This is a genomic window from Actinomadura sp. ATCC 39365, from assembly GCF_054392275.1.
In genome coordinates this window covers 2,381,885-2,408,457 of the sequence record NZ_CP184335.1, presented here as the reverse complement: position 1 = coordinate 2,408,457, position 26,573 = coordinate 2,381,885, and the positions used below count along the sequence as shown (strand labels likewise).

Here is a 26,573-nt window from a genome sequence, read left to right as displayed (position 1 = left end):
TCTGATCACCTGGAGCTCCAGATATAGTTCGCATTTTCACTACATAGCCGACATGGGCGCGCCAGAATGCGGATTCAACGCCGTGGCGAACCCCCTGATCCCCGGGAGCGCCGGGCCGTCGCCGGCCCCACCCCCAAGCCGGTCGTCCCACCACATGCCCGGCACGCTCCCCTCCCGGCGGGCCCGCGCCGCACGTCCCCCCGCACACCGGACCGCGGCCGGGCCCGCCCCCTCTCCGACAGAAGGCGGCCCGCCCCTTCGAGGCGCCCTTTCTCGGCATGCAAGAGGGCACGACTAAGGGGCCTGCCCTTGTGGACAGGCCCCTTAGTCGCGCAGTTCAGCCGCTGAGGAATTACTTCAGCTGACGGCGCACTTCGTGTCTTTGCTCTTGATGCCGAGGATCTGGCTCAGGATGTCGCCGGTCTCGAGGACGAGCACGCCGCTGGTGCTGTTGTCGACCTCGCCACGGGCGAAGATGTTCTCGTCACCACAGACGAAGAGAACCCGGCCCGGGTCCTCGTCGGAGTGAGGGACGAAGGCCATGTGAGGGGTCGCCGCTAGAGCGGAGCCGCCGACCATGACCATCCCGCCGACGAGCCCGGCCAGGATGAGCCCTTGTCTGAACATATCGATTCTCCTTGATACCTATCGACTACTCTCCGTAGCTATCGGGAGGAGATTTGCCCTAGGCCCTCTTTCAACAAACGCCGGTATTTCTGTCTTTACCAGCGAAAATACGCCGCATGGGGGAAGGGGTGACACAGCTCGCCCTTCTTGACCGATCGGTGTACGCGGCAGAGGAATATCCGGCCCCGCCATGACCTGCCGCTGACGGCGGGCGTCAGGGAAGGGTGAGAACCACCGGGCCGTCGGTGGTGATGGCCACCGTGTGCTCGACGTGGGCACTCCTGCTGCCGTCCGCCGAGCACACCGACCACCCGTCCTCGGCCATGAGGTACTCGTCGTCGCCGCCCGCCATCAGGCTCGGCTCGATGGCGATCACCAGTCCGGGGCGCAGTCGCAGGCCGCGTCCGGGGCGGGCCTCGTTGGGCACGAACGGCGACTCGTGCATGGCCCGGCCGATGCCGTGGCCGCCGAAGTCGTTCTGCATGCCGTAGCCGGCGCCGCGGCCGACCAGCGACATCGCGTGCCCGATGTCGCCCATCCAGCCGCCCGGCACGGCGGCCGCGATGCCCGCCGCCAGCGTCTCCTCGGCCACCTGGATGAGCTTGAGGTCCTCGGCCCGCGCATGCCCGACGACGAAGGTGACCGCGCCGTCGGCGTGCCAGCCGTCGACGTGCGCGCCGAAGTCCACGCTCAGCACGTCGCCCTCACGCAGCCGGTACGGCGTGGGCAACCCGTGCAACATGACCCCGTTCACCGACGTGCACACCACCCCCGGGTACGGCATGGCCCCGAACGACGGGTGGTAGCCGAGGAACGACGACCGCGCCCCGGCCTCGTGCATGACCTCGCGGGCCACGTCGTCGAGCTGCAGCAGCGACACCCCGACGGCGGCCCGCTCCCGGACGGCGGCGTGCACGGCGGCCACGACGCGGCCCGCCTCCCGCATGGCGTCGATCTCCCCGGCGGTCTTGAGCGTGATCACAGCGGCCTCCCAGCCCTCGGCGCGATAACTATACCGGTATTATTATCACGCTTCCCGAGGGCTTGCAGCGACCTCACCACCCGCTTGACTAATCACCCAGAGTAATCGTTATAGTGCTCAGAGTATGCGTTTCGGACGGTTCTCCATGCTCGCTCTGGCGCTCGCGGCAGGGGCCGTCGACGCGCTGAGCTTTCTCGCGCTCGGACAGGTGTTCACCGCGAACATGACCGGCAACGTCGTCCTGCTCGGCCTGGCGCTCGGCACCGGCGACACCTCGCACGTCATCCGCTCGGGGCTCGCCCTGACCACGTTCTGCCTGGGCCTGGCCATCGGCTTCACCCTGCTGGGCCGCGCCGCCCCCGCCGGACGCGCTCCCCGCCCCCGCGGACCGCCACACCACCCGCCCGCGCGCCGACGCAGGCGCGGGACTGGGAACCGGCGGAGGGGGCGGACCGGGAACCCGCGAAAGTGCGGGCCCGGGAGCCTGCGGAGGGGCCAGTGGAGGTGCCGGTCGGGACGCCGGTGGGGGTGCCCGTGCGTCCGCTAGTGGTGCTGCTCGCGGAGTTGGTGCTGCTGGTGGTGGTGGCGGCCGGATGGGCGGCGCGCGCGCTGCCGCATCCGGCGCTGATCGCCGCCTCGGGAACCGCGATGGGCCTGCAGAGCGCGGTCACGCGCTGGGCGGGCGGCCCCGGCCTGTCCACGACCTACGTCACGGGCACGCTGACCAGCCTGGCGGGCCAGGCGGTCGGCACGCGCTCGGGGGTGCTGCGCCCTTTGGGCGTGGTGCTCTGCGTGGCCTCGGGCGCCGTCGTCGCGGCCTCGGCGCTGCGCGTGCACGCCGCCGTCACCCCGTTCATCGCCCCGGCCACGGTCGCGGCGGCCACCGCCGCCTGGGTCCTCACCACGACCCACCGCGCGAGACCGCGCCCACACGCCCGGTCGGCCCTGTAACGAGAAGGCGGAGGGCCAGCGCTGCACCCCAGAGGCGGCACACTCCGCGGCAGGTCAGCCCGGAAGCCCCGAAGCGACAGGCTTACGACAGGTCAGCCCCGAGGCGGCGCGTCTTGCGGCAGGTCAGCCTGGTATCTCCGAGGTGGCAGGTTTGCGGTAGGTCAGCAGGTAGCGCCAGAAGAGCAGCCTGCGCAGGGAGAAGCCGGGCAGCAGGGACGCCGCTTCCCGCCGTACCTCCGCCAGGGACATGTCCGCCGGCCGCACCGGCGCGGGCACCGTCCCGGCACGCGGGCCGCCCGCCCGCTCTCCCGCCGCCACCGCCACCCGTGCCGCCGCGTTCACCGGTACGGCGGCCAGGCTCCACACGAAGTCGGCGGCCGTCCGCTCCGCGTAGCACCCGAGGACGGCCAGCACCCCGCCGGGCGCCAGCGCGTCCCGGAAGGCGGCCACAGTCTCGAACGGCATGTGGTGCAAGCTGGCCAGGCAGGAGATGTAGTCGTAGCGCCCCGCGGGCAGCTCCATGCGCGTGACGTCGGCGCACAGAAACCGGACCCCGCTCACCGGCGACGACGAGGCGGCCTCGATCACCTCGGGCGCCGGGTCGACCGCGTCGACCTCGATCCCGCGGCCCGCCAGCCGCCGCGCGAACCGCCCGGTGCCACAGCCGACGTCGAGCGCCGTCCGGGCTCCCCTGGGCACGAGCCGGGCCATCGCCGGGTGGTAGTGATCGTTGTGATCGAAAGGCATCCCGGCATCATGCCACCGCCTCGCCGGCGAACCCCCACAAACGGGAGAAATGCATCGCCCGCCCACTGACCGTGCAGCAGGCGGGCGACGTACGGCGGAAAGGTCAGGCCTTCAGCCAGCTCATCATCGGACGCAGCTTCGCGCCCGTCTTCTCGATCGGGTTCTCGGCCAGCTCCTCGCGGTGACGCGTGAACTCCTTCTGGCCGCCGTCGAACTCCTCGACGAGCTGCCGGGCGAAGGTGCCGTCCTGGATCTCACCGAGGATGCGGCGCATCTCCTGACGGGTCTCGTCGGTGATGACGCGCGGGCCGCGGGTGTAGCCGCCGTACTCGGCGGTGTCGGAGACCGACCAGTACATCTTGGAGATGCCGCCCTCGTACATGAGGTCGACGATGAGCTTCATCTCGTGGAGGCACTCGAAGTAGGCGACCTCGGGCTGGTAGCCGGCCTCGATGAGGGTCTCGAAGCCCGCCTTGATCAGCTCGGAGACGCCGCCGCACAGCACGGCCTGCTCGCCGAACAGGTCGGTCTCGGTCTCCTCGGTGAAGGTGGTGCGCAGCGCGCCGGCGCGGGTGCCGCCGATGCCCTTGGCGTACGACAGCGCCAGGTCGAGGGCCTTGCCGGAGGCGTCCTTCTCGACGGCGACGAGACACGGGACGCCGCGGCCGGCCTCGAACTGGCGGCGGACCAGGTGGCCCGGGCCCTTCGGGGCGACCATGCAGACGTCGACGCCCTCGGGCGCCTCGATGAGGCCGTAGCGGATGTTGAGGCCGTGGCCGAAGAAGAGCGCGTCGCCCTCGACGAGGTTGGGGGCGACGTGCTCGGCGTACAGGTGGCGCTGGATGTGGTCCGGCGCGAGGATCATGGTGAGGTTGGCCTCCTCCACCGCCTCGGCCGGGGTGACGACCCGCAGCCCGTCGTTCTCCGCCTTCTCGCGGCTCTTGGAGCCCTCGGGGAGGCCGACGCGCACGTCGACGCCGGAGTCACGCAGGGAGAGCGCGTGGGCGTGGCCCTGGCTGCCGTACCCCAGCACGGCCACGTGACGCCCCTGGATGATCGACAGGTCGGCCTGGTCGTCGTAGTAGATCTCGGTCACTTGAATAAAACCTTTCAGGCGGTACGGTCCAGTGCCCTGAGGGACCGGTCTGTGATGGAACGGGCGCCGCGGCCGATGGCCACCATGCCCGACTGGACGAGCTCTTTGATCCCGAACGGCTCAAGGACCTTGACGAACGCCTCGAGCTTGTCGGGAGTGCCGGTGACCTCTATGGTCACCGCGTCGGCCGCGACGTCCACGCAGCGGGCACGGAAGAGGTTGACGAGTTCGAGGACGTGCGACCGGTTCTCGGCGTCCGCCTTGACCTTGATCAGCATGAGTTCGCGCTGGACCGACTGTGACTGGTCCAATTCGACGATCTTCAGGACGTTGACCAGCTTGTTGAGCTGCTTGGTGACCTGTTCAAGGGGCAGCTCCTCCACGCTCACCACGATCGTGATGCGCGAGATGTCGTCGTGCTCGGTGGGCCCGACGGCGAGCGAGTCGATGTTGAACCCCCGCCTGCTGAACAGCGCGGAGACCCGAGCGAGAACACCCGGCTTGTTCTCGACAAGCACGGACAGCGTGTGTCTACTCATCCTCGTTCTCCCACTTCGGCGCCATGTCACGGGCGATCTTGATGTCGTCGTTGCTGGTGCCGGCCGCGACCATGGGCCAGACCATGGCGTCCTGGTGGACGACGAAGTCGATCACGACCGGCACGTCGTTGATCTCCATGGCCTTCCTGATGGTCGCGTCGACGTCCTCGGCGCGCTCGCACCTCAGGCCCACACAACCATAGGCCTCCGCCAGCTTGACGAAGTCGGGGATGCGACGCGCGGTCTGCAGGTTGGTGTTGGAGTACCGCTCCTCGTAGAAGAGCGTCTGCCACTGGCGGACCATGCCGAGGTTGCCGTTGTTGATGACGGCGATCTTGACCGGCACGCCCTCCAGGGCGCAGGTGGCCAGCTCCTGGTTGGTCATCTGGAAGCAGCCGTCGCCGTCGATGGCCCACACCGTGGCCTCCGGCCGGCCCATCTTCGCGCCCATGGCGGCCGGGACGGCGAAGCCCATCGTGCCGAGGCCGCCGGAGTTGATGAACGTCCCGGGGTTCTCGTAGTCGATGAACTGCGCGGCCCACATCTGGTGCTGGCCGACCCCGGACACGTAGTAGGCGTCGGGCCCGGCGATGGCGCTCAGCCGCTCCATCACGTACTGGGGGGCCAGCGTGCCGTCCTCGAAGGTCTCGTAGCCCAGCGGGTAGGTCTCCTTGTAGCCGTTCAGGACGGTCCACCAGTCGGTGTAGTCGCCCTTCTGGCCGGAGGCCTGGATCGCGCCGACGAGGTCGCTGATGACCTCCTTGCAGTCGCCCACGATGGGCACGTCGGCGTGCCGGTTCTTGGAGATCTCGGCGGGGTCGATGTCGGCGTGCACGATCTTGGCCTGCGGCGCGAACGAGGCCAGGTTGCCGGTCACCCGGTCGTCGAAGCGCACGCCCAGCCCGATGATCAGATCGGATCTCTGCAGCGCGCCCACGGCCGAGACGCTACCGTGCATGCCCGGCATGCCCATGTGCTGGGGGTGGCTGTCCGGGAACGTGCCACGGGCCATCAGGGTGGTGACGACCGGGATGCCGGTCAGCTCGGCGAGCTGCAGCAGCTCGGCCGACGCGCCGGCCTTGTGCACGCCGCCGCCGACGTACAGGACCGGCCGCTGGGACTCGGCGATCAGCTTGGCGGCCTCGCGGATCTGCTTGGAGTGCGGCCTGGTGACCGGGCGGTAGCCCGGCAGCTGCATGACCGGCGGCCAGCTGAACGTGGTCTGGGCCTGCAACGCGTCCTTGGAGATGTCCACCAGCACCGGCCCCGGACGGCCGGTCGAGGCGATGTGGAAGGCCTCCATGATCGTGCGCGGGATGTCCGCGGGATCGGTGATCAGGAAGTTGTGCTTCGTGATCGGCATGGTGATGCCGGAGATGTCGGCTTCCTGGAACGCGTCCGTGCCGATCATCGGCGCGGCGACCTGGCCGGTGATCGCCACGATCGGCACCGAGTCCATGAAGGCGTCGGCGATCGGCGTCACCAGGTTGGTGGCCCCGGGGCCGCTGGTCGCCATGCACACGCCCACCTTGCCGGTGGCCTGCGCGTAACCCTCGGCCGCGTGGCCGGCGCCCTGCTCGTGCCGTACAAGCACGTGCCGGACCTTGGTCGAGTCGTAAAGGGGATCGTAGGCGGGCAGAATCGCGCCGCCCGGGATCCCGAACACGGTGTCGACTCCCACGTGCTCCAGCGCCCTCACCAGGGCCTGTGCACCTGTCATCCGTTCGGTCATCGGCTCGTTCCTTGCGTGGCTACTCACTTAAGGACATAAAAAATGCCCCTTCCCACCGGTGGGGGTGGGACTGGGGCGGCGCGCAGGTCGGAGTGCTTCGCTATCGGCCTGCGCGCCGGCGAAGTACTACGAGAATCTCACTGCGAAGCATGGCTTACACCATAGCCGCTCAGAACGCCCCGATGTCAACTTGGCGGGACGCGAGTCTCAAACCGTGAGACTCGTACGCATGAGACTGTCCACTCCGCGGGCCGCCATGGGACGCGCCACCAGGAATCCCTGCCCTCTGGTGCAGCCCATCTCGCGCAGCAGCTCCAGCTGCTCGGGGCGTTCGATGCCCTCGGCCACCACGGTGAGCCCGAGGTCGTGACCGAGCCGCACGATCGTACGGGTGAGCAGGGTGAGCGTGTCGTCCCTGCCCAGGCCCGACACGAACGACGGGTCGATCTTGATCATGTCGACCGGGAGCTGCCTGAGGAAGGCCAGCGAGGCGTAGCCGGTGCCGAAGTCGTCGATCGCCAGCCGCACGCCCAGCGCGCGCAGCTCCGACAGCCGCCTGATGGTCTCCTCGGCGTCCTCGACGAGCATCTCCTCGATCACCTCGAGGGTGAGCGCGGAGGCGGGCAGGCCGCTCTCGGCCAGCGCCTGCTCGACGGTCTCGACGAAGCGGGGGGCGGTGATCTGCCGGGCCGACAGGTTGAGCGACAGGCCGATGTCCCAGGACGAGGCCCGCCAGGACGCCACCTCGCGGCACGCCTCGCGCAGGATCCACTCGCTCAGCGGCACGATCAGCCCGGTGTCCTCGGCCGGGCCGAGGAACTGCTCGGGCGGCACGAACACCGAGCCGCGCCACCACCGCACCAGCGCCTCGACCGCGGTCACCCGGGAGGTGGCCAGGTCGACCACGGGCTGGTACTCGATGGCGAACTGCTGCTCGATGAGCGCCCGCTGCAGGTCGGCGGCCAGCTCCAGGCGGCGCACCACGTCGGCGTGCATCTGCGCGGCGAACACCTCGACCCGCCGCCCGCCCAGCTCCTTGGAACGCGCCATCGCCACATCGGCGTTGCGCATGAGGTCGCCGGCGGGCAGGCCGTCCTCGGTGAAGGCCACGCCCACGCTCGCGGTCAGCGCCACGTCGCGGTCGGCCACCCGGAACGGCTCCTGGGAGACCGCGCGTACCAGGCGCTCGGCCATGTCCACGGCCATCTGCGCGTCGCCGCCGGTCTCCACGAGCACGGCGAACTCGTCGCCGCCCCACCGGGCCAGCGTGTCGTCGGCGCGAACGGCCCCGCGCAGCCGGCGGGCGGCCTGGCCGAGCAGGTAGTCGCCGCTGGCGTGCCCCACCGAGTCGTTGACGGAGGTGAACCCGTCGAGGTCGAGGAAGATCACCGCGACGTTGCCGGACGTGCGCCCGGACAGCACCTCGCGGGTGCGCTCCTCGAAGTAGGCGCGGTTGGGCAGCCCGGTGACGCCGTCGTGGAAGGTCAGGTGGGCGACCTGGTTGCGCAGGGCCTCCTCGTCGCTGACGTCGCGGGTGGTGACGAGCATGAGGTCGTCGCCGCCGATGTGGCGGGTGGCGACGGACTCGGTGGGCCGCCAGGTGCCGTCGGCGGCGCGCACCCGGCAGGCGATCATGCAGGCGCCCGGCGCGGCGCCCTCCTCGTCGGTGGTCATGGCGCGCATCGCGGCCTGGATGCCCGGGACGTCCTCGGGGTGGATGTAGTCGAAGATCGAGCCGCCGACCAGCTCCTCGGGCGGGTAGCCGTACGTGACCTCGACACCGGCGCCGATCTCGTGGACGACGCCCTCGTAGTCGCACAGCAGCACCACGTCGCCGGTGCTCTCGGCCAGCTCCCTGAGCTGCCGCTCGCCCAGCGAGACCAGGCCGCGCAGCCGGATGGACGCCGCCGAGAGCACGAACAGGCGGACGAGCAGGAGCAGCACCACGGAGACCGCGACCACCACGACGCCGGTGACCGGCTGCGCGGCCCGGGATCCCGCCAGGTGGGCGAGTAGCGTGCAGGCGGCCACGGCGACGAGCGCGAGCGGCATCATCGCGACCACGTTGCGCACGACGGGACCGCCGACCGGCCGCGCCCGCGGCCCCCAGGGCACCGCGGCCAGCAGCAGCAGCGCGACGGGCACGAGCATGACGGTCCACATGGGCGGCGGGTCGCCGGCCAGGCGGGCCATGGCGGCCGACAGGCCGCCGACGGTCATGGTGGCCAGCACGCCCACCCCGGCCAGGCCGAGCAGCCAGGAGCCCGCCCGGCTGGTGAGCACCGAGGGGATCACCCCGCAGGTGACCAGCAACGCGATCATCGGCGGCACCATGGCGAACGTGAACGTGGGCGCATCGCCCGCGTCCTCGTAGTAGTGGCGCAGCGCCACCACCCAGCCGACGAGGAAGAGCGAGGCCGCGCACAGGTACGCGTCCGTGAGATGCCGTAACACGACCTTGGCCGGGAACCTGCGGTCGGCGGCGATCAGCGCGCCGCCCGCGATGATCACGGTGCCGAGCAGGACGAACAGATCGGCGAAGCTGACGACGAAGCTGGTGGCCACCGCGCGCAGCGCCACGCCGGCGAGCCACACGACGGCGCCGCCGCCCATCCAGCGCGCGGCCATCGCCATCGAGCGGTGTTCGGCCGACCTGACCGAGGCCACCAGCAGCGAGGCGGCGGCGACCAGGGCCGCCACGCCTCCCGCCACGGCACCGGTCAGCACGGCCGGCCCGCCCGAGAGGAGCGCGGCGGTGAACGCCACCACTCCGGCCGCCCCTGCGGCGGCCAGCGGCGCCCGTGGATCACGCCAGCGGATCACAGTCGTTGCCCATCCTGTCTTGAACCCTGCACCAGTGACCGCCGAAGCCCGGCGCTCACATCGCCAGTGTGTGCGGTCGCGGATGCGCGGGTGGTGACAACGCCGATGTCGTCACCGATCTGATAACCACACAGACCAATTTCCGCCAAGAGTTCCTTGACAGCGAGTCAGGAACTCCCTGCAGACGCCACCGTACGCACGAAAGGTCACGGACCAGCCACGTTCCGGGATCCTCTCAATACGAGTCGGTAATGACGTTGATCAACTCTTCACCTGCGCGGTAGCGCCCGAGCTGCTCGCGGATCAGCCGGAGCGTGCGCCGTACGGAGGCGGGGGTGCTGCCCGCGATGTGCGGCGTGATCAGCACGCCCGGAGCGCTCCAAAGGGGGTGGCCCTCCGGCAGCGGCTCGGGCGCGGTGACGTCGAGCGCGGCGCGTAGCCTACCGGTTTTGAGCTCGGCGATCAGGGCTTCGGTGTCGACCACGCCACCCCTGGCCGCGTTGACCAGGACGGCGCCGTCCTTCATGCGGGCCAGGAAGGCGGCGTCGACCATGCCGGCGGTGTCGGGCGTGGCGGGCACGAGCAGGACCACGACGTCGGCCGACGGCAGCAGCGCGGGCAGCTCCTCCATGGCGTGCACGCCCTCGCGCGCGCTCCTGGCCACCCGGACGACCTCGACCTCGAAGCCGCTCAGCCGCCGCTCGACCGCCGCGCCGATGGACCCGTGGCCGACGATGAGCACGGTGGAGTCGGCCAGCACGCCGGTGTGGTGGTAGGTCCACTCGCCGCGGCGCTGGGCGTCGGTGAATCCGGGGAACTCCCTGAGCACCGCGATCATCGCGCCGACCGCCCACTCGGCGGTGCCGGCGTCGTGCACGCCGCGGGCGTTGCACAGCACCGCCCCCTCGGGCAGGTGCGGCCGGTACGGCTCCACCCCCGCGGTGACGGTCTGCACCAGCCGCAACGAGCGCATCCGCGCCAGCGTCCCCGGCACGTCGGGCACCACGACCAGCGGCGGGATCCAGACCTCGACGTCCTCGATGCCGTCCGGCATGGCCGAACCATCGTAAACAGTGCATTCGACGCCTGGCATGTCAGACAGGACATCCGCCGCCGCTTCGGACGGAACCCAGATCTTCATGCCGAGAACCTTACGACCCGCGGGGAAGTATGGAACACATGAGGAAGCTCTGGACGATCGTGCTCCTGGCCGCGCTAGCCGCCTGCTCGGCCGGCGGCGAGGCGCCGACGGCGGCGGCGGACCCGGCGGTCCCGGACCCGGCGGTCTCGGCCCCGACGGCCTCGATCCCGGCGGCCAGGGCGCCCCGCGCTCCCGAGGACGTGGCGACCGGCCTGGCCGTGCCGTGGGCGATCGCGTTCCTGCCCGGCGGGGACGCCCTGGTCACCGAGCGGGACACGGCCAGGCTGCTGCGCGTCACCCCCGCGGGCGCGGTCACCGAGGTCGCCCGGATCGGCGACGCGCGGCCCGGCGGCGAGGGCGGCCTGCTGGGCGTGGCGGTCAAGGACCGGCAGGTCTTCCTGTACTACACCGCCGAGCAGGACAACCGGATCGTCCGCTACCGGCTCGGCGACGACGGCCTCGGCGACGAGCGGCTCCTCGTGGAGGGCATCCCCAAGGGCGGCATCCACAACGGCGGCCGGCTCGCCTTCGGCCCCGACGGCTACCTGTACGCCACCACCGGTGAGACCGGCGACCGCGGCCTTGCCCAGCGGCGCGACTCGCTCGGCGGCAAGATCCTGCGCATGACCGTGGACGGCGCCCCCGCCCCCGGCAACCCGTTCGGCACGCTCGTCTACAGCTACGGCCACCGCAACGTCCAGGGCCTGGCCTGGGACGCCGCGGGCCGCCTGTACGCCTCCGAGTTCGGCGCCGACACCTACGACGAGATCAACCTGGTCCGGCCGGGCGCCAACTACGGCTGGCCGGAGGTCGAGGGCAAGGGCAAGGACGCCCGGTTCGTCAACCCCATCCTCACCTGGCCCACCGGCGAGGCGTCGCCGTCCGGCATGGCGTACGCGGACGGCGCGCTGTGGGTGGGCACGCTGCGCGGCCAGCGGCTGTGGCAGGTGCCGCTGGCCCCGGACGGCTCGCCGGGCACGCCCGTGGCCCGCTTCACCGGCCGCTACGGCAGGCTGCGCGCGGTCACCGCGGCGCCCGGCGGCGGCCTGTGGGTGAGCACCAGCAACAAGGACGGCCGCGGCTCACCGCGTGCGGGTGACGACCGGATCCTGTCGGTCGCCACGTCCTAGCCGGCCGCGCCGCAGGTGAGCGCGGTCTGCGGCCGGTACTTGGTGACCAGCTTCTTGTCCTTCTTCACGATCTCGCCGTCCTTGTGGAACACGCGGGTGACGTCGATCGTGAAGCCCTGCTGGCCGGTGGCGGCCACGCAGCCCGGCTCGTCGCTGGTCGCCCGGCCGAACGGCTTGAAGTCGCGCCGCTCGGACTCGACCGCCTCGACCTTGTCGTACCGCTTGGTGCTCCACAGGGTGACGCTGACCGTCGTGGCGGTGGTGGCGGTCTTGATCAGCACGCCGTACTCGGAGTCGTTGCGCCACTTGAGGTCGCGGTCGGGGTAGAGCAGCGCCACGTCGCGCCCGGCCGGGTAGGAGGGCGCGTAGTAGTCCATGGGCTCGTGCTCGACCAGGTCGAAGCCGCCGAGGAAGGCCGCGTTGTACAGGGTGGTGGCGAACTGGGAGACGCCGCCGCCGACGATGTCGACCATCCGGCCGCCGACGATCTGGCCGGCCCGGACGTAGCCGTCCTCGACCGTGCGCTCGCCGGTCGCCTCGTTGAGCGAGAACGTCTCGCCCGGCTTGACCAGCCTGCCGTCGAGCTGCTGGGCCATGCGCCGGATGTTGGTGACGCGCGGCGGGCAGCAGTCGAAGGTCGTGCTGAACGTGCCGACGTTCTCCTTGATGCCGAGGCCGCGGAGCTGGCTCGTGGTGACCTCCGGGGTGACCACGCCCAGCTTGACCTCCACGGTCCGGGGGCCGGCGGAGGCGAGCAGCTTCTCGACGTCGCGGGCCAGCAGCTTGGCGTTCACGCCCCTGCCCTTGCGCGCGGGCACCAGCACCGGCTTGTCGCCGACGATCTGGTACGTCGCGTCGCGCGGCTGCTGGGTGGCGTCCACGAGGCTGTTCTCCACCGGCGCGAGCGCGGCCTCCGCGTCGAACTCGGGGACGAGCGCACCGTCACCGTCCGGCACGTAGGTCAGATGGGCGGCGATCATGGCCGGGGTGAGCTGGGCCTGCTTGCCGGCGAGGGTCAGCGTGACGGGCGCGGAGACGGCCTTCCTGGCCGCGGCCAGGGCCGACTCGACGTTCTCGGTCGAGGTGGCGGGCTTGGCCGGGCGCATGGACAGCACCACCGCGCCGCCGCCGCGCAGGAACGCCTCGCCGATCCGGCGCACGGCGTCGTCCCGGTCGAGGAGCACGCCGTCCTCGGGCATGCGGGCCTTGGGCTCCAGCCCCGAGAAGGTCACCCTGCCCTCGCGGGCCTGCTTGTCCACGCCTTCGGCCAGGCCCTCGACGGTCCTGGTGAGCTGGGAGGAGTCGATGGTGATCTTGGGCGGGACGTCGGTCGTGCCGGTCAGGCCGCGCCAGACCTCGACGGGGCCGGGGAAGCCGCTGGGGGCCTGCCCGATGGTGCCGACCACGTCGAGCTCGAGTCCGGCCTCGTCGGGCTGGACGGTGTCCTTCTTGCCGTTGATGTTCACCGTGACCGGCCGGCTGAGCCTGGGGCCCAGCTCGGTGCGCAGCTTGTCGGCCGCCTGGGTGACGGTCAGGCCGCCGATCTCCACGCCGCCCACCCGGGTGCCGCGCAGCACGGCCCCCGACATCATCACGGCCGGCACCACGTACGCCAGCGTGGCCAGGACGAGCACCAGCACCAGCACCCCGGGCAGCAGACGGCGCCGGCGGGCGGGCTCAGGCTCGAAGGCGGGCGGCCGGTCGCCGCCGCCCCCGAACACGGGGGCGGGCGCGGCGGGGTCCTTGTCCTTCATCGGCCACGGCTGCGCGGGCGGCGCCTTCGGTGGCAGCGCACCGCCGGTCTGACCGCCGGGCGCGCTCGGTCCTGGGGCCGGCCGGGGCTCCTGCTGGTCCTGCGGGCCGAAGATGTCACGGGACACGCCCGGAGGTAATCCTTCGATCCGCGGCTTCTTGGAGACACCCGACGTGGGCATCGGCACCGAGGCGAACGGGTCGGTCGGTGATTCGATCGGTCCGGCGTTTCGCACGCCTCAATCTCCTCCCGGTCCGCAGCCAAGTCTCAGGCAACAGTAAGGCACGAGTGTCCGACTATGTCACCAGAAACGAATACGGAAGTGTGTCAACCTAGCCACCGGTAGCGATGTTCCGGCCGTCCCGCGGTGCCGTACCTGGGGTGGAGCTCGGCCCGGCCCGACGCGCACAGGTGCTCCAGATACCGCCGCGCGCTCACCCTCGACAGGCCCGTGAGCTCGGCCGTCTCGGCCGCCGACAGGTCGCGCCCGGCCGCGCGCAGCGCCTGCGCCACCAGCGCGCAGGTGGCCGGCGACAGGCCCTTGGGCACCGGGACGGGCTGCTTGGGCGCGCCGAACAGCCGGTCCACGTCGTCCTGGCGGGCCTGGGGGCCGATGGCGGTGAGCCTCCTGCGGGTGTCGGCGTACTGGCGCAGGCGTTCGGTGAGCGCGGCCGCGGTGAACGGCTTGATCAGGTAGTTGACCGCGCCGCCGCGCATGGCCTCCCTGACCGTGGCGACGTCGCGGGCCGCGCTGATCATCAGGACGTCCACGTCGTCGATGGCCTTGAGCACCTCCAGGCCGGACATGTCGGGCAGGTAGATGTCGAGCAGGACCAGGTCGGGCCGGAGCTCGGCCACGGCGGCGAGCGCGTCGGCCCCGGTGTGCGCCACGGCGACGACCTCGAAGCCGGGCACGCGCGCGACGTACCCGCCGTGGATGCGGGCGACCATGAAGTCGTCGTCCACCACCAGGACCCGTACGTCGTTCACGCGCGGGCCTCGGCGGGCAGCAGGGCGGTGAAGACGGCGCCGCCGGCGTTGCGCACCCGGACCCAGCCGCCCCGGCGCAGGCACGCCTGCCGGGTCAGGGCCAGGCCCAGGCCGCGCGGCCCCGACAGGGCGGCCTTCGTCGTGAACCCCTCCCTGAAGACCTCCTCCACCAGCTCGGGGGTGATGCCGGGGCCCGAGTCGCCGACGCGGACGTGCAGGCCATCGGCGTCGGCCACGACCGAGACCTCGACCGTGCCGCCCGCGCCGTCGAGCGCGTCGATCGCGTTGGCGACCAGGTTGCCGACCACGAGGACGGCGTCCTGCGGGTCGCCGAGCGCGCCCTCCGGCACGGCGGAGTCCTCGGCCAGCACCAGCCGCGCCCCGCGCTCGGCCGCCTCGGCCGACTTGGCCAGCAGCAGCGCGGCCAGCGTGGGGTCCTGGACGCGTTCGCGCAGGCCGGTGGCGTACGCGCCGGAGGTGGTGCGGGTGATGAAGCCGATCGCGGCCTCGTGCTCGCCGAGCTCCAGCAGGCCGACGACGGTGTGCATGCGGTTGGCGAACTCGTGGGCCTGGGCGCGCAGGGCCTCGGTCGCGCTGCTGGTGTCGTCCAGCTCGCGGGCCAGGCGGACCAGCTCGGTGCGGTCGCGCAGGGTGACGACCCAGCCGCGGTGCCGGCCGCGTACCGCGACCGGGGTCCTGTTGAGCACCAGCACCCGCTCGCCGTGCAGCACCACGCGGTCCTCGCCCGGGTCGGCGCCGGTCAGCACGTCGCGCATGCGCTCGGAGACCGGCATGCTGGTCACGTCGGCCCCGAGGTCGCCGAGCAGGTCGCGGGCCGCGTCGTTGACCAGCGTGACCCGCCCGGCCAGGTCGAGGGCGAGCACGCCCTCCTTCACGCCGTGCAGCACCCCCTCGCGCTGCTCCAGCAGCGCGGCGATCTCGCGCGGCTCCAGCCCGAACGTCTGCCTGCGTACCCGGGCGGTGATCAGCGCGGCCAGCGCCAGACCGGCCAGCAGCACGGCCAGCGCGGTCCAGATCAGCGGCGGCAGCGCGCCGCCGAGCTGGCCGGTGACCGTGGTCTGCAGCACGCCGACCGACACCAGGCCGATGACGTTGCCGTATTCGTCGCGGATGGGAGTCTTGCCCCTGACCGTGGTGCCGATCGTGCCCGTCTCGGTGCCGACCCAGCTCCGGCCCGTACGCAGGACCGCGGTGCCGTCGGTGGACAGCCGCTTGCCGATCAGGGCGGCGTTGGGATGGGCGTAACGCTTCTGCTCGGCGTTGGCGATGGCCACGTAGTCGGCTCCGGTCTCGTGCTGGACGCTGAGCGCCAGCGGCTGCAGCACCGACTCCGGGTTCTCCAGCCGGAAGGCGTCGCGCACCTGCGGAAGGGCGGCCACCGACTGGGCGATGGCCAGGGCGCGCTGCTGGTGCAGCGCGTCGAGCTGCTCCCTCGTGTGCCCCGCCCACACGCCTGCCGTGCCTCCGACGGCGAGCAGCACGATCACCATCTGGAGCACGAACAGCTGGGTGCCGAGGGGGGCGTCGGTAACCCTGCGCACGCCCACATGGAAACAAAGCCAGGTCACGGCCAGGTCGCGACCAATACGACCACTATGACGGCAACCGCCCAAAGCCTCGACCGGGCAGGGAACGGGCATCACCATCGCAGCCCTACGACTGTGCGAATCCCCCCTTGGAGTGATCATGCGCTTGCGCGTATTCGCCGCCGCCCTGGCGGCACTCTCCGTCGCCGCCCTGTCCGGCTGCGGCGAAACCGGCGCCTCCGGCGGCGACGGATCCCTGCGGATCATGGCCCCCGCGGCGGCCGGCGGCGGCTGGGACCAGACCGCCCGTACGGCCGAGCAGGCCCTCAAGACGGCCGACCCCAAGCGCAAGGTCGAGGTCTACAACGTGCCGGGCGCGGGCGGCACGATCGGCCTGGCCCAGCTCGCCGGCGAGAAGGGCAACGGCAACCTGCTGATGACCATGGGCCTGGTCATGGTGGGCGCGATCGAGCAGAACAAGTCGAAGGTCACCCTGGCCGAGACCACCCCCATCGCCAAGCTGACCGAGGAGTACGAGATCGTCGTGGTCCCGGCCGACTCCCCGTTCAAGACGCTGGCCGACATGGTCGCCGCGTGGAAGGCCGACCCGGCGAAGGTCTCCGTCGCGGGCGGCTCGGCGGGCGGCACCGACCACATCGTGGCCGGGCTGATGGCCAAGGCCGCGGGCGTGGACCCCAAGCAGGTCAACTACATCGCCCACTCCGGCGGCGGCGAGGCGCTCAACGCGCTGCTGGGCAGCAAGGTCAGCGCGGGCATCTCGGGCGTCGGCGAGTTCGCCGAGCACGTCAAGTCCGGCAAGCTGCGGGCGCTGGCCGTCAGCAGCGGCTCGCGCGTGGCCGGCCTGGACGCGCCGACGCTGAAGGAGGGCGGCCTGGACGTCGAGCTGGCCAACTGGCGCGGCTTCGTCGCCCCCGGCGGCCTGGACGACGCCGCCAAGAAGTCCCTCACCGACCTGGTCACCAAGATGCACGACTCCCAGCCCTGGAAGGACGCCGTCGCCAAGAACGGCTGGATCGACTCCTTCCAGACCGGGCAGCAGTTCGCCGACTACCTGAAGTCCGAGGAGACCAAGGTCAAGGGCATCATCGCCGAAATGGGGCTCGTGTCCTGATGGCTCGCTGGTGGCGGCCCGAACTCGGGCTGGCGGTCGTGGTGCTCGGGCTGGGCGTGTTCGTGATGGTCGGCACGCTCGACGTCTCGGCCGCGGCCTCCCAGCTCGGCCTCGGGCCGCGCTTCTTCCCCATGCTGGTCGGCGGGGCCATGGTGCTGATCGGCCTGTTCTACGTGATCGACGTGCTGCGCGGCGGCGCCGGCGACCCCGAGGAGAGCGAGGACGTGGACGCGGACGCGCCCACCGACTGGCGCAGCGTCGGGCTGGTCAGCGGCGTCTTCCTGGCCTTCGCCGCGCTCCTCGACGTGCTCGGCTGGGTCATCGGCGCGAGCCTGCTGTTCTTCGGCCTGTCGGTCGTGCTCGGGGCCGAGCACAAGGTGCGGGCCGCCGTGGTGGCCGTGGTCCTCGGCGTGACGACGTACCTGCTGTTCGTCAAGGGCCTCGGCGTCTCGCTGCCGGCCGGCCCGCTCGGCGGGGTGATCTGAGATGGGCTCGTTCCAGCTCCTCATGGACGGCTTCGCCGCCGCGCTCACCCCCGTCAACCTCCTGTACGCCCTGGTCGGCGTCACCCTCGGCACCCTGGTCGGCGTGCTGCCCGGCATCGGGCCCGCGATGACCGTGGCGCTGCTGCTGCCGATCACCTTCACCGTGCCGCCGGCCAGCGCGTTCATCATGTTCGCCGGCATCTACTACGGCGGCATGTACGGCGGCTCGACCACCTCCATCCTGCTCAACACGCCCGGCGAGTCGTCCTCCATGATCACCGCCCTGGAGGGCAACAAGATGGCCAGGCGCGGGCGGGCGGCGCAGGCCCTGGCGACGGCGGCCGTCGGGTCGTTCGTGGCCGGCACGATCGCCACCGCGCTGCTGGTGGTGGCCGCGCCCGCCGTGGTGAGCTTCGCGATCTCGTTCGGCCCCGAGGACTACTTCGCGCTGGCGATCCTGGCCTTCACCGCCGTGTCGTCGGTGTTGTCGCGTTCGGTCGTGCGCGGGCTGGCCTCCCTGGGGCTGGGGCTGGTGATCGGGCTGATCGGCATCGACCAGCAGACCGGTCAGGCGCGGCTCACGCTCGGCGTCCCGCAGCTGCTCGACGGCATCGACGTGGTGATCGTCGCGGTCGGCCTGTTCGCGGTCGGCGAGGCCCTGTACGTGGCCTCCCGGCTGCGGCACGCCGCGCCCGAGGTGGTGCCCGTGGGCCGGGCGTGGATGGGCCGCGCCGACTGGCGGCGCTCCTGGCTCCCCTGGCTGCGCGGGACCGCGCTCGGGTTCCCGTTCGGCGCGCTGCCCGGCGGGGGCGCGGAGATCCCCACGTTCCTGTCGTACGCGGCCGAGAAACGCCTGGCCAAGGGCGTTGCCAAGGAGGAGTACGGCAAGGGCGCCATCGAGGGCGTCGCGGGCCCGGAGGCGGCCAACAACGCCTCGGCCGCCGGGACCCTGGTCCCGCTGCTCACGCTGGGCCTGCCCACGTCGGCCACGGCCGCCATCCTGCTGGCCGCCTTCCAGCAGTACGGCCTGCAGCCCGGCCCCCAGCTCTTCGACCACAACCCGGCGCTGGTGTGGGCGATGATCGCCTCGCTGTTCGTCGGCAACACGATGCTGCTGGTGCTGAACCTGCCGCTGGCTCCCCTGTGGGCACGCGTCCTGCGCATCCCCCGGCCGTACCTGTACGCCGGGATCGTGCTGTTCGCCGCGCTCGGCGTCTACGCCGTGAACGGCACCGTCGTGGACCTGTTCGTCCTGTACGTCCTCGGCCTGCTCGGGTTCTCCATGCGCCGCTTCGGCCTGCCCGTCGCGCCCGCGGTGATCGGCATGATCCTCGGGCCGATGGCCGAGATCCAGCTCCGCCGCGCGCTCGCCATCGGCGCGGGCGACGTCAGCGTGCTGGTACGCAGCCCGATCGCCGCCGTGCTCCTCGCCCTCGCCCTGCTCGCGCTGCTCACGCCGTTGTTGCGGCGGCTGATGGGGCGGCTGATGGCACGCCGCGGCGTCGATGCGGTCACACCCGTGTCACGCGAGGACTGACCGGCCCGCCCACCGGGAACGTCGCCCGGTGGTTCTTGGGACCCGCCTTCCGGCGGCGGAACGCGCGGAAGGCACGGCGCCCGCGAGCGCGCCCCCTCGGTGGCCCCGTCGATATGTCCGGATCGGCGGGACCACCAGGGGCCCCGCCGATGTGCGCGCATCCGCGGGACCACCGCAGGCCCCGCGGATGGGCCGTGCCTACTCCGAGACGCCCAGCTTCTCCAGGATGAGCTGCCGGGCGCGGGCCGCGTCGGCCTTGCCGCGGCTGGCCTTCATCACGCCACCCACCAGCGCACCGGCGGCGGCGATCTTCCCGGACCGCACCTTCTCGACCGCGTCCGCGTTGCCGGCCAGCACCTGGTCGATGATCGCCGACAGCTCGCCCTCGTCGTTGACGATCTGCAGGCCGCGCGCCTCGACCACCTCGTCGGGCGTGCCCTCACCGGCCAGCACGCCTTCGAGCACCTCCCGGGCGAGCTTGTCGTTGAGCGCGCCCGAGGCCACCAGCTCGGTGACCCTGGCGATCTGGGCCGGCGTGATGGGCAGCTCGGCCAGCGCCACGCCGCTCTCGTTGGCGCGCCGCGCCAGCTCGCCCATCCACCACTTGCGCGCGTCGGCCGCCGGGGCGCCGGCCGCGACCGTGGCCTCGACCAGGTCGATCGCGTCGGCGTTGTGCATGGCCTGCATGTCGAGGTCGGACAGACCCCACTCGGCCTGCAGCCGCTTGCGCTTGACCGACGGCAGCTCGGGCAGCGCCGCCTTCAGCTCGGCCACCCACGCCGGGTCGGGCTCGATCGGCACCAGGTCGGGCTCCGGGAAGTACCGGTAGTCCTGGGCCTCCTCCTTGGACCGGCCGGACGTGGTGGTGCCGGTGTCCTCGTGGAAGTGCCGCGTCTCCTGGATGATCTTGCCGCCCTCGGCGAGGACCCCCGCCTGGCGCTCGATCTCGCTGCGCACCGCCCGCTCGACGCTGCGCAGCGAGTTGACGTTCTTGGTCTCGGTGCGGGTGCCCCACTCCGACGACCCGCGCGGCATGAGCGAGACGTTGACGTCGCAGCGCAGCGAGCCCTCCTCCATGCGCACGTCGGACACGCCGAGCGAGCGCATGATCTCGCGCAGCTCGGTGACGTACGCCTTGGCCACCTCCGGCGCGAGCCGGTCGGTGCCCGGGATGGGCTTGGTGACGATCTCCACCAGCGGGATGCCCGCGCGGTTGTAGTCGACGATCGAGTAGTCGGCCCCGTGGATGCGGCCGGTCGCGCCGCCCACGTGGGTGGACTTGCCGGTGTCCTCCTCCAGGTGCACCCGCTCGATCTCGATGCGCACGGTCTCGCCGTTGACCTCGACGTCGACGTAGCCGTCGAAGCAGAGCGGCTCGTCGTACTGGGAGATCTGGTAGTTCTTCGGCATGTCCGGATAGAAGTAGTTCTTCCGGGCGAAGCGGCACCATTCGGCGATCGAGCAGTTCAGCGCCAGGCCGATGCGGATCGTCGACTCGATGGCCATGGCGTTGGCCACGGGCAGCGAGCCGGGCAGCGCCAGGCAGGTCGGGCAGACCTGGGTGTTGGCCGGGGCGCCGAAGGCGGTCTTGCAGCCGCAGAACATCTTCGACTTGGTGCCGAGCTCGACGTGCGTCTCCAGCCCGAGCACCGGCTCGAACCTGTCGAGCGCTTCGTCATAGACCATGGTCATAGCGACGGGGCCTCCTTCAGCAGCGGGCCGCCCCAGCGGCTCTCCAGGGCCTTCTCGACGGCGGCGCCGACGCGGTAACAACGGTCGTCGGCCAGAACCGGGGCCATGATCTGCAGGCCGACCGGCAGGTTGTCCTCGTCGGCCAGGCCGCACGGCACCGAGATGGCCGCGTTGCCCGCGAGGTTGGACGGGATGGTGCACAGGTCGGCGAGGTACATCGCCATCGGGTCGTCGGTGCGCTCGCCCAGCCGGAACGCCGTGGTCGGCGTGGTCGGCGAGACCAGCACGTCGACCTGCTCGTAGGCCGCCTGGAACTCCCGCGAGATGACCGTGCGCACCTTCTGCGCCTGGCCGTAGTAGGCGTCGTAGTAGCCGCTGGACAGCGCGTACGTGCCCAGCATGATACGCCGCTTGACCTCGGGGCCGAACCCGGCCGCCCTGGTCAGCGCCATGACCTCCTCGGCGCTGCGGGTGCCGTCGTCGCCGACGCGCAGGCCGTAACGCATGGCGTCGAAGCGGGCCAGGTTGGACGAGCACTCCGACGGCGCGATCAGGTAGTACGCCGGCAGCGCGGTCGTGAACGACGGGCAGGACACCTCGACGACCGTGGCGCCCAGCGACTCCAGCAGCTTGACGACCTCGTGGTAGCGGGCCAGCACGCCCGGCTGGTAGCCCTCGCCGGCGAACTCCTTCACCACGCCGATGCGCATGCCGGACACGTCGGGGTTCCTGGCCGCCTCGACGACGCTCGGTACCGGCGCGTCGACCGACGTGGAGTCCATCGGGTCGTGCCCGGAGAACGCCTCCTGCAGCAGCGCCGCGTCGAGCACGTTCCGCGCGAACGGCCCCGGCGTGTCGAGCGAGCTCGCGAACGCGATCAGCCCGTACCGGGACGAACCGCCATAGGTGGGCTTCATGCCCACGATGCCGGTGACGGCGGCGGGCTGCCGGATCGAGCCACCGGTGTCGGTGCCCGTGGACAGCGGCGCCTCGTACGCGGCGACGGCCGCGCTGGACCCGCCGGACGAGCCGCCCGGGATCCTGTCCAGGTCCCACGGGTTGCGGGTCGGGTGGTAGGCGGAGTTCTCCGTGGAGGAGCCCATGGCGAACTCGTCGAGGTTCGTCTTGCCGAGGATGACCAGCCCGGCCGCGCGCAGGCGCGCGGTCACGGTCGCGTCGTACGGCGGCCGCCACCCTTCGAGGATCTTGGACCCGGCCGTGGTCGGCATGTCGCGGGTGGCGAAGATGTCCTTGTGCGCGACCGGCACCCCGGCCAGCGGCCCGAGCTTCTCGCCCGCACGCAGCCGGGCGTCGACCGCCCGCGCCTGCTCAAGGGTCGTCTCCCGGTCGACGTGCAGGAACGCCTGGACCTTGGGCTCCACCTCGGCCATGCGGTCGAGATGCGCCTCGGCCACCTCGGCGGCCGACACCTCACCCGCGGCGATCATCGCGCCCAGTTCGGCGGCGGTCTTGCGGATCAGACTCATGCCTCCTCCCCGAGGATGCGCGGCACACGGAAGCGGTCGTCCTCGACGGCGGGAGCGCCGGAAAGGGCTTGCTCGGGCGTCAGGGACTGTCGCACCTCGTCGGCGCGGAAGACATTGGTCAGCGGAAGCGCGTGCGACGAAGGCGGCACGTCCTCGGCGGCGACCTCGGCCACCTTCGCGACCGACTCGATGATGGCATCGAGCTGGGTGGCGTAGTGGTCGAGCTCGTCGTCGGTGAGCGCCAGCCTGGACAACCGGGCCAGGTGGGCGACCTCGTCGCGGGTTATGGCGGACATGAGTCGTTGAACCCGTTTCGTGGATGGAGTTTGGGACACTGCCATCCTAGGGGGCTTGACGCCGCAGGCCCGAACCCTTAACCCGGCGGAAACACACTCATCCGTAGAGCTGGTCCAGGCCGATCGCCAGCACGTCGCTCTCCTGGGCCAGCGCGGCCTCGAATCCCGCCCCGCTGTAGCAGACCAGCTTGGCGTCCCGCACGTCGTACCCCTTGGCGTCGAGCAGGTCCCGCGCCCTCCTGAGCCGGGCGACGTGCCGGGGGCCCATGACCTTGCCCCACTTCGCCTCGCCCAGCGACAACACCCGCTTGCGCTCGCCGCGCATCGCCGGCGCGAAGACCGCGACGTCGATCTGGATCTGCTCGTGCCGTACGGGGTCGACGACGGTTCCCGCGCCGATCTCGCCGGGCGAGTCTCCCAGGACATCGGGTTCCAGCAGGTGGAACTGACGGCACATCTCCTCGAAGTGCGGGCCGAGCACCTGGTCGCTGAAGCCGGCCCGGCCGTCCTGCCACACGGACTCGGCCCGGCCGCTCTCCAGCGGCCCCCACTGCGGTCGCATCACGACCTCGTAGAAGTGGATGAGCGGCTCGCACACGCGGTAGACCGACCGCGAGGAGCGGAAGACGTCCACCTCCCTGCGAAGCAGGTTGCTGTCCTCCAGCACGTTGAGGTGATGGCCGATGTCGGACGCCTTGCGCCCCACATAACTCGCGATGCCGCCCCGGGTGCCGTTCCCGGTGGCCACGGCCGCCAGCACGGACTTGTACATGGCGGTGTCCCGCACCTCCGCCTCCTCTTCGAGGAGATGGCGGGCCTGCTTGAAGAGCGGGGTCAAGGGCGAGAGCACCGTGCGCCGCACCCAGGCGTCGAAGTCCTCCAGGCCGTCCGGCCTGTCGTCGTTGGCCAGGGGCAGGTACGCGGGGGTCCCGCCGGCGATCGCGTGCACCTTCACGGCCAGCTGCGGATCGGTGATCCCCCAGTACTGGGCGGCGAGGCGGTAGTCGAACGGCCGGACCGCGAGTTCCATGGAAGCCCGCCCCCTCAACGGCGCGTTGCCTGCCAGCAGCCGGCCCATCACGGACATCGCCGAGCCGCACAACAGCAGGGACGCCGGCACTTCGTCGAAGACCGCCCGGTCGATGGCCTGCTGGATGATCGAGGGCAGGGCCGGCGACGCCTTGCTGAGGTAGGGGAACTCGTCGATCACCATGAGAGCGCGGCGCTCGGCGCTGACGGCGAAGAGCTGGCCGATCGCCTCGTCCCAGGTCGTGAAACGGAACGGCGCCGAAGCCCCCACGTACCGGGCCAGGGCGGCGGCGAAGAGGTTCAGCGACTCCGTCGGGGTGCCCTCTGTCGCGCCGAAATAGAAGCCGCCCGTCTTGCGCGCGAGCGACTCGACCAGGAACGTCTTGCCCTGGCGGCGCCTGCCGCTGACGACGCCGAGCCGGGGCCGCGGCCGGGGACCGGAACGCTCGACGAAGGCGGTCAGAGCCTCCCACTCGAAGTCGCGCGCGAAGATCCGTTCAGGCTTCGGGATCAAGACGCCCCCAGAGACATCGAAGTGTACTTCGACGAAGTGTGCTTCGACGAAGTCGACTCCTGTAATCGTTCAGGCCGTCTGGGTGACCTCGGACTGGTAGCCGAACTCGATCGCCGGCGCCGGCTCGCAGCGGCCCCTGAGCCAGGCGGTGGCTTCGGCGGCCGGCATGGGCTGGCAGAACAGCCAGCCCTGGCCCAGGTCGCAGCCCATCTCGGCCAGCCGCAGGGCGACGTCGTCGGACTCCACGCCCTCGGCCACCGAGCGCAGGCCGAGCGAGCGGACCAGGTCGACGATCGAGCGGACGATGCGGTCGTCGTCCTCGGACTCGGCGATGCGGCGGACGAACGAGGCGTCGATCTTGACCTCGGAGACCGCCAGGCGCTGGAGCCTGATCAGCGAGGAGTAGCCGGTGCCGAAGTCGTCGAGGGACAGCGGGACGCCGAGCGTGGCCAGCGCCTTGATGGTCTCCTGGGTGTAGGCCTGGTCGCCGGTCAGGATGCGCTCGGTGACCTCCAGCTGGATCGCGGCGGGCGGCAGGCCGTACCGGGTCAGGCCGACCTCCAGCTGCTCGGGCAGCGCCGCGTCGAGCAGGTCGCGGGCCGAGATGTTGACCGAGATCTGCACCTGCAGGCCGGTGTGCCACCAGCGGGCGGCCTGCTCGAGCGCGGCCTCGATGACGTATTCAGTGAGCTGGCGCATCAGGTACGTCTGCTCGGCCAGCGGGACGAAGTCCGACGGCGGGATCGGCCCGTGCACCGGATGGCACCAGCGCAGCAGGGCCTCCACCCCGGTCACCGCGCCGCCGGCCAGGCTGACCTTGGGCTGGTAGTGCAGTTGCAGCTCGCTGTTGTCGATGGCGCGACGCAGGTCGCCCAGCAGGTTGAGCCGTTCGGGCGAGTTCCGGTCTTTGTCGGGCTGGTAGAGCTCTACCCCGGTACGCCCTTCCTTGGCCAGGTACATGGCCACGTCGGCGCGTTGCAGCAGCAGCTCGAAGTCGGGGGCGTGGTCGGGGAAGAGCGCGATGCCGACCGAGCCGTCGAGGTCGAAGCTCATGCCCTCCAGGCGCACGGGCTCGGTCAGGGCGGCCCGCAGCCTGGCGGCCACCTCCCTGGCGGCGTTGGCGTCTCTGATCGAGGGCAGCAGCACGGCGAACTCGTCGCCGCCGAGCCTGGCCACCACGTCACCCGGACGGACGGAGTGGGTGAGCCGGTGGGCCACCATCTGCAGCAGGCGGTCGCCCACCGGATGGCCCATCGTGTCGTTGACCTCCTTGAACCGGTCGAGGTCGAGGAGGAACAGCCCGACCCGCTCGTCGTGGCGGGACTCGGCCAGCGCCTCCTCCGTGCTGACGATGAGCATCTTGCGGTTGGGCAGGCCGGTCAGCTCGTCGTGCATGGCCTGGTGGTCGCGGCGCATGGACAGCGTGGCGGTGAAGTAGACGGCGGCGAGGGGGGCGACGAAGAGCGGCACGAGGCCGGGGGAATGGTCCATCACCACGACGACCAGCGGCGCGAGGCCCAGCAGCGCGGTGTAGACGAGCCCCTGCGGCCCGGCGGTGACCCGCAGCACGCGGACGATCGAGCGCCGCTCGTGCAGGGCGACCGCCCCGGACACGAGCGCGGCCCTGGTGGCGAAGTAGGCCACGCCGGCCAGCGCGATCGCCGGCAGGTCGGCCCCGGTGGGCGTCCACGGCACGGCCGGGCCCGGCACGACGCCGAACAGCCCGAGCACCACGGCCGCGGCGGTGAGCGCGAGGGTGGACTGGGCGACGTTGAACATGACCCGGTGCCACGCCTTGCGCGTCACGACGCCGTTCATGGCGATGGCGACGGCCTGCATGAGCACGGCCGTGGACAGCCCGAAGTGCAGCAGCACCGCGAAGGTGAACATGGTCGACGGGTAGGTGCCGCCGACCGCGGTCGCCGAGGACACCATGACGGGCCGCAGCTCGCCCAGCATCACCAGCACCGCCAGCACCCAGAACAGCGGGGTGCGGGCGAGCTCCGCCAGCGCGGCCGGATCCAGCCTGAGCAGGGCCACGATCAGCGCGGTGAAGCCGATCACGGTGATGCCCGCGAGGAACGCCCAGAGCGGCGTGCCGACGCGTGGACCGGTGTCACGGGTGTCGGTTGGGTCAGTCATCGGTAACAGAACCCCCATTAGGTCACTATGGGAGGGTACGACCTTCACCCCACTTCGCGAAACCAAGCGCGTACGTTCCGTCACTTCTCCTTTCCGACATATACCCAAAAACCACTATGGGTAGCGCGGCCATCGACAGTCCGTACACAACTCTGATCCCCAGCCCGCCGGGCGCCCATCCGCGAGGCCACCGAACACCAG

The 26,573-nt window shown here is 71.3% G+C and carries 22 protein-coding genes; 6 read left to right on the top strand and 16 right to left on the bottom strand.

The genetic code is table 11. The features are described from left to right. Positions 1-357: 357 nt before the first annotated feature. Together ACNF49_RS12105 and map are read right to left on the bottom strand one after the other, a co-directional pair. A complete protein-coding gene (locus ACNF49_RS12105) occupies positions 358-627 on the bottom strand; it encodes a hypothetical protein (protein WP_352318980.1) in 270 nt (89 codons plus the stop codon). A 214-nt stretch (positions 628-841) separates the two neighbouring features. Further along, on the bottom strand, positions 842-1,609 hold the full coding sequence (gene map / locus ACNF49_RS12100) for a type I methionyl aminopeptidase (RefSeq protein WP_482943711.1): 768 nt from the start codon (positions 1,607-1,609) through the stop codon (positions 842-844). A 124-nt stretch (positions 1,610-1,733) separates the two neighbouring features. Here map and ACNF49_RS12095 point away from each other — a divergent pair, with 124 nt between their 5' ends. Then, positions 1,734-2,156 carry a YoaK family protein gene (locus ACNF49_RS12095; protein ID WP_482943710.1) on the top strand — a complete coding sequence of 141 codons (423 nt, stop codon included), beginning with the start codon at positions 1,734-1,736 and terminating at the stop codon, positions 2,154-2,156. Further along, complete coding sequence (locus tag ACNF49_RS12090) at positions 2,144-2,560, top strand: DUF1275 family protein (RefSeq protein WP_482943709.1); 417 nt, start codon at positions 2,144-2,146, stop codon at positions 2,558-2,560. The genes ACNF49_RS12095 and ACNF49_RS12090 overlap by 13 nt, the downstream gene beginning before the upstream one ends. 123 nt (positions 2,561-2,683) lie before the next feature. On the opposite strand, the gene ACNF49_RS12085 is transcribed toward ACNF49_RS12090, so the two are convergent. The 6 genes from ACNF49_RS12085 to ACNF49_RS12060 all read right to left on the bottom strand — a co-directional run bounded on the left by ACNF49_RS12085 (position 2,684) and on the right by ACNF49_RS12060 (position 10,551). Further along, on the bottom strand, positions 2,684-3,307 hold the full coding sequence (locus ACNF49_RS12085) for a class I SAM-dependent methyltransferase (RefSeq protein ID WP_482943708.1): 624 nt from the start codon (positions 3,305-3,307) through the stop codon (positions 2,684-2,686). A 103-nt stretch (positions 3,308-3,410) separates the two neighbouring features. Next, the gene (ilvC, locus tag ACNF49_RS12080; RefSeq protein WP_357973514.1) at positions 3,411-4,394 is read right to left on the bottom strand and encodes a ketol-acid reductoisomerase; all 984 of its coding nucleotides are present in this window, start codon (positions 4,392-4,394) and stop codon (positions 3,411-3,413) included. A gap of 23 nt (positions 4,395-4,417) precedes the next feature. Next, complete coding sequence (ilvN, locus tag ACNF49_RS12075; RefSeq protein ID WP_482943707.1) at positions 4,418-4,942, bottom strand: acetolactate synthase small subunit; 525 nt, start codon at positions 4,940-4,942, stop codon at positions 4,418-4,420. Then, positions 4,935-6,674: an acetolactate synthase large subunit gene (locus ACNF49_RS12070; protein WP_357973239.1), complete on the bottom strand. Its 1,740-nt coding sequence runs from the start codon at positions 6,672-6,674 to the stop codon at positions 4,935-4,937. The genes ilvN and ACNF49_RS12070 overlap by 8 nt, the downstream gene beginning before the upstream one ends. Before the next feature lie 207 nt (positions 6,675-6,881). Further along, a complete protein-coding gene (locus ACNF49_RS12065) occupies positions 6,882-9,497 on the bottom strand; it encodes a putative bifunctional diguanylate cyclase/phosphodiesterase (RefSeq protein WP_482943706.1) in 2,616 nt (871 codons plus the stop codon). Between the two features lie 235 nt (positions 9,498-9,732). After that, positions 9,733-10,551 carry a 2-hydroxyacid dehydrogenase gene (locus tag ACNF49_RS12060; protein WP_482943705.1) on the bottom strand — a complete coding sequence of 273 codons (819 nt, stop codon included), beginning with the start codon at positions 10,549-10,551 and terminating at the stop codon, positions 9,733-9,735. Positions 10,552-10,676: 125 nt separating this feature from the next. Here ACNF49_RS12060 and ACNF49_RS12055 point away from each other — a divergent pair, with 125 nt between their 5' ends. After that, the gene (locus ACNF49_RS12055; protein WP_482943704.1) at positions 10,677-11,768 is read left to right on the top strand and encodes a PQQ-dependent sugar dehydrogenase; all 1,092 of its coding nucleotides are present in this window, start codon (positions 10,677-10,679) and stop codon (positions 11,766-11,768) included. On the opposite strand, the gene ACNF49_RS12050 is transcribed toward ACNF49_RS12055, so the two are convergent. The 3 genes from ACNF49_RS12050 to ACNF49_RS12040 all read right to left on the bottom strand — a co-directional run bounded on the left by ACNF49_RS12050 (position 11,765) and on the right by ACNF49_RS12040 (position 16,073). Further along, the gene (locus ACNF49_RS12050; protein ID WP_482943703.1) at positions 11,765-13,648 is read right to left on the bottom strand and encodes a VanW family protein; all 1,884 of its coding nucleotides are present in this window, start codon (positions 13,646-13,648) and stop codon (positions 11,765-11,767) included. The two genes, ACNF49_RS12055 and ACNF49_RS12050, sit on opposite strands and share 4 nt — an antisense overlap. Positions 13,649-13,848: 200 nt before the next feature. Beyond that, entirely contained in the window at positions 13,849-14,511 is a 663-nt protein-coding gene (locus ACNF49_RS12045) for a response regulator (RefSeq protein ID WP_482943702.1), read from the bottom strand. After that, a complete protein-coding gene (locus ACNF49_RS12040) occupies positions 14,508-16,073 on the bottom strand; it encodes an ATP-binding protein (protein WP_482943701.1) in 1,566 nt (521 codons plus the stop codon). The genes ACNF49_RS12045 and ACNF49_RS12040 overlap by 4 nt, the downstream gene beginning before the upstream one ends. A 145-nt stretch (positions 16,074-16,218) precedes the next feature. Between ACNF49_RS12040 and ACNF49_RS12035 the strand changes: the two genes are divergently transcribed. Genes ACNF49_RS12035 through ACNF49_RS12025 form a run of 3 tightly spaced genes read left to right on the top strand, consistent with a single transcriptional unit; the run spans position 16,219 to position 19,212 of the window. Beyond that, entirely contained in the window at positions 16,219-17,190 is a 972-nt protein-coding gene (locus ACNF49_RS12035; RefSeq protein WP_357973258.1) for a tripartite tricarboxylate transporter substrate binding protein, read from the top strand. Further along, complete coding sequence (locus ACNF49_RS12030) at positions 17,190-17,675, top strand: tripartite tricarboxylate transporter TctB family protein (RefSeq protein WP_357973260.1); 486 nt, start codon at positions 17,190-17,192, stop codon at positions 17,673-17,675. Before ACNF49_RS12035 ends, ACNF49_RS12030 begins: the two co-directional genes overlap by 1 nt. Position 17,676: 1 nt before the next feature. Continuing rightward, the gene (locus tag ACNF49_RS12025; RefSeq protein WP_357996273.1) at positions 17,677-19,212 is read left to right on the top strand and encodes a tripartite tricarboxylate transporter permease; all 1,536 of its coding nucleotides are present in this window, start codon (positions 17,677-17,679) and stop codon (positions 19,210-19,212) included. Between the two features lie 198 nt (positions 19,213-19,410). Here ACNF49_RS12025 and gatB read toward each other — a convergent pair whose 3' ends face one another. The 5 genes from gatB to ACNF49_RS12000 all read right to left on the bottom strand — a co-directional run bounded on the left by gatB (position 19,411) and on the right by ACNF49_RS12000 (position 26,372). Continuing rightward, positions 19,411-20,898 (bottom strand): Asp-tRNA(Asn)/Glu-tRNA(Gln) amidotransferase subunit GatB, encoded by a 1,488-nt coding sequence (gatB, locus tag ACNF49_RS12020; RefSeq protein ID WP_357973517.1) that lies wholly within the window; start codon positions 20,896-20,898, stop codon positions 19,411-19,413. 2 nt (positions 20,899-20,900) lie between these two features. Continuing rightward, positions 20,901-22,391, bottom strand: a complete 1,491-nt coding sequence (gatA, locus tag ACNF49_RS12015) for an Asp-tRNA(Asn)/Glu-tRNA(Gln) amidotransferase subunit GatA (protein WP_357973265.1) — start codon at positions 22,389-22,391, stop codon at positions 20,901-20,903. Continuing rightward, positions 22,388-22,687 carry an Asp-tRNA(Asn)/Glu-tRNA(Gln) amidotransferase subunit GatC gene (gene gatC / locus ACNF49_RS12010; RefSeq protein ID WP_101787882.1) on the bottom strand — a complete coding sequence of 100 codons (300 nt, stop codon included), beginning with the start codon at positions 22,685-22,687 and terminating at the stop codon, positions 22,388-22,390. Before gatC ends, gatA begins: the two co-directional genes overlap by 4 nt. Positions 22,688-22,784: 97 nt before the next feature. Continuing rightward, positions 22,785-24,230: an ATP-binding protein gene (locus ACNF49_RS12005; RefSeq protein ID WP_482943700.1), complete on the bottom strand. Its 1,446-nt coding sequence runs from the start codon at positions 24,228-24,230 to the stop codon at positions 22,785-22,787. 69 nt (positions 24,231-24,299) lie between these two features. After that, positions 24,300-26,372 (bottom strand): putative bifunctional diguanylate cyclase/phosphodiesterase, encoded by a 2,073-nt coding sequence (locus ACNF49_RS12000; RefSeq protein WP_482943699.1) that lies wholly within the window; start codon positions 26,370-26,372, stop codon positions 24,300-24,302. Positions 26,373-26,573 lie beyond the last annotated feature (201 nt).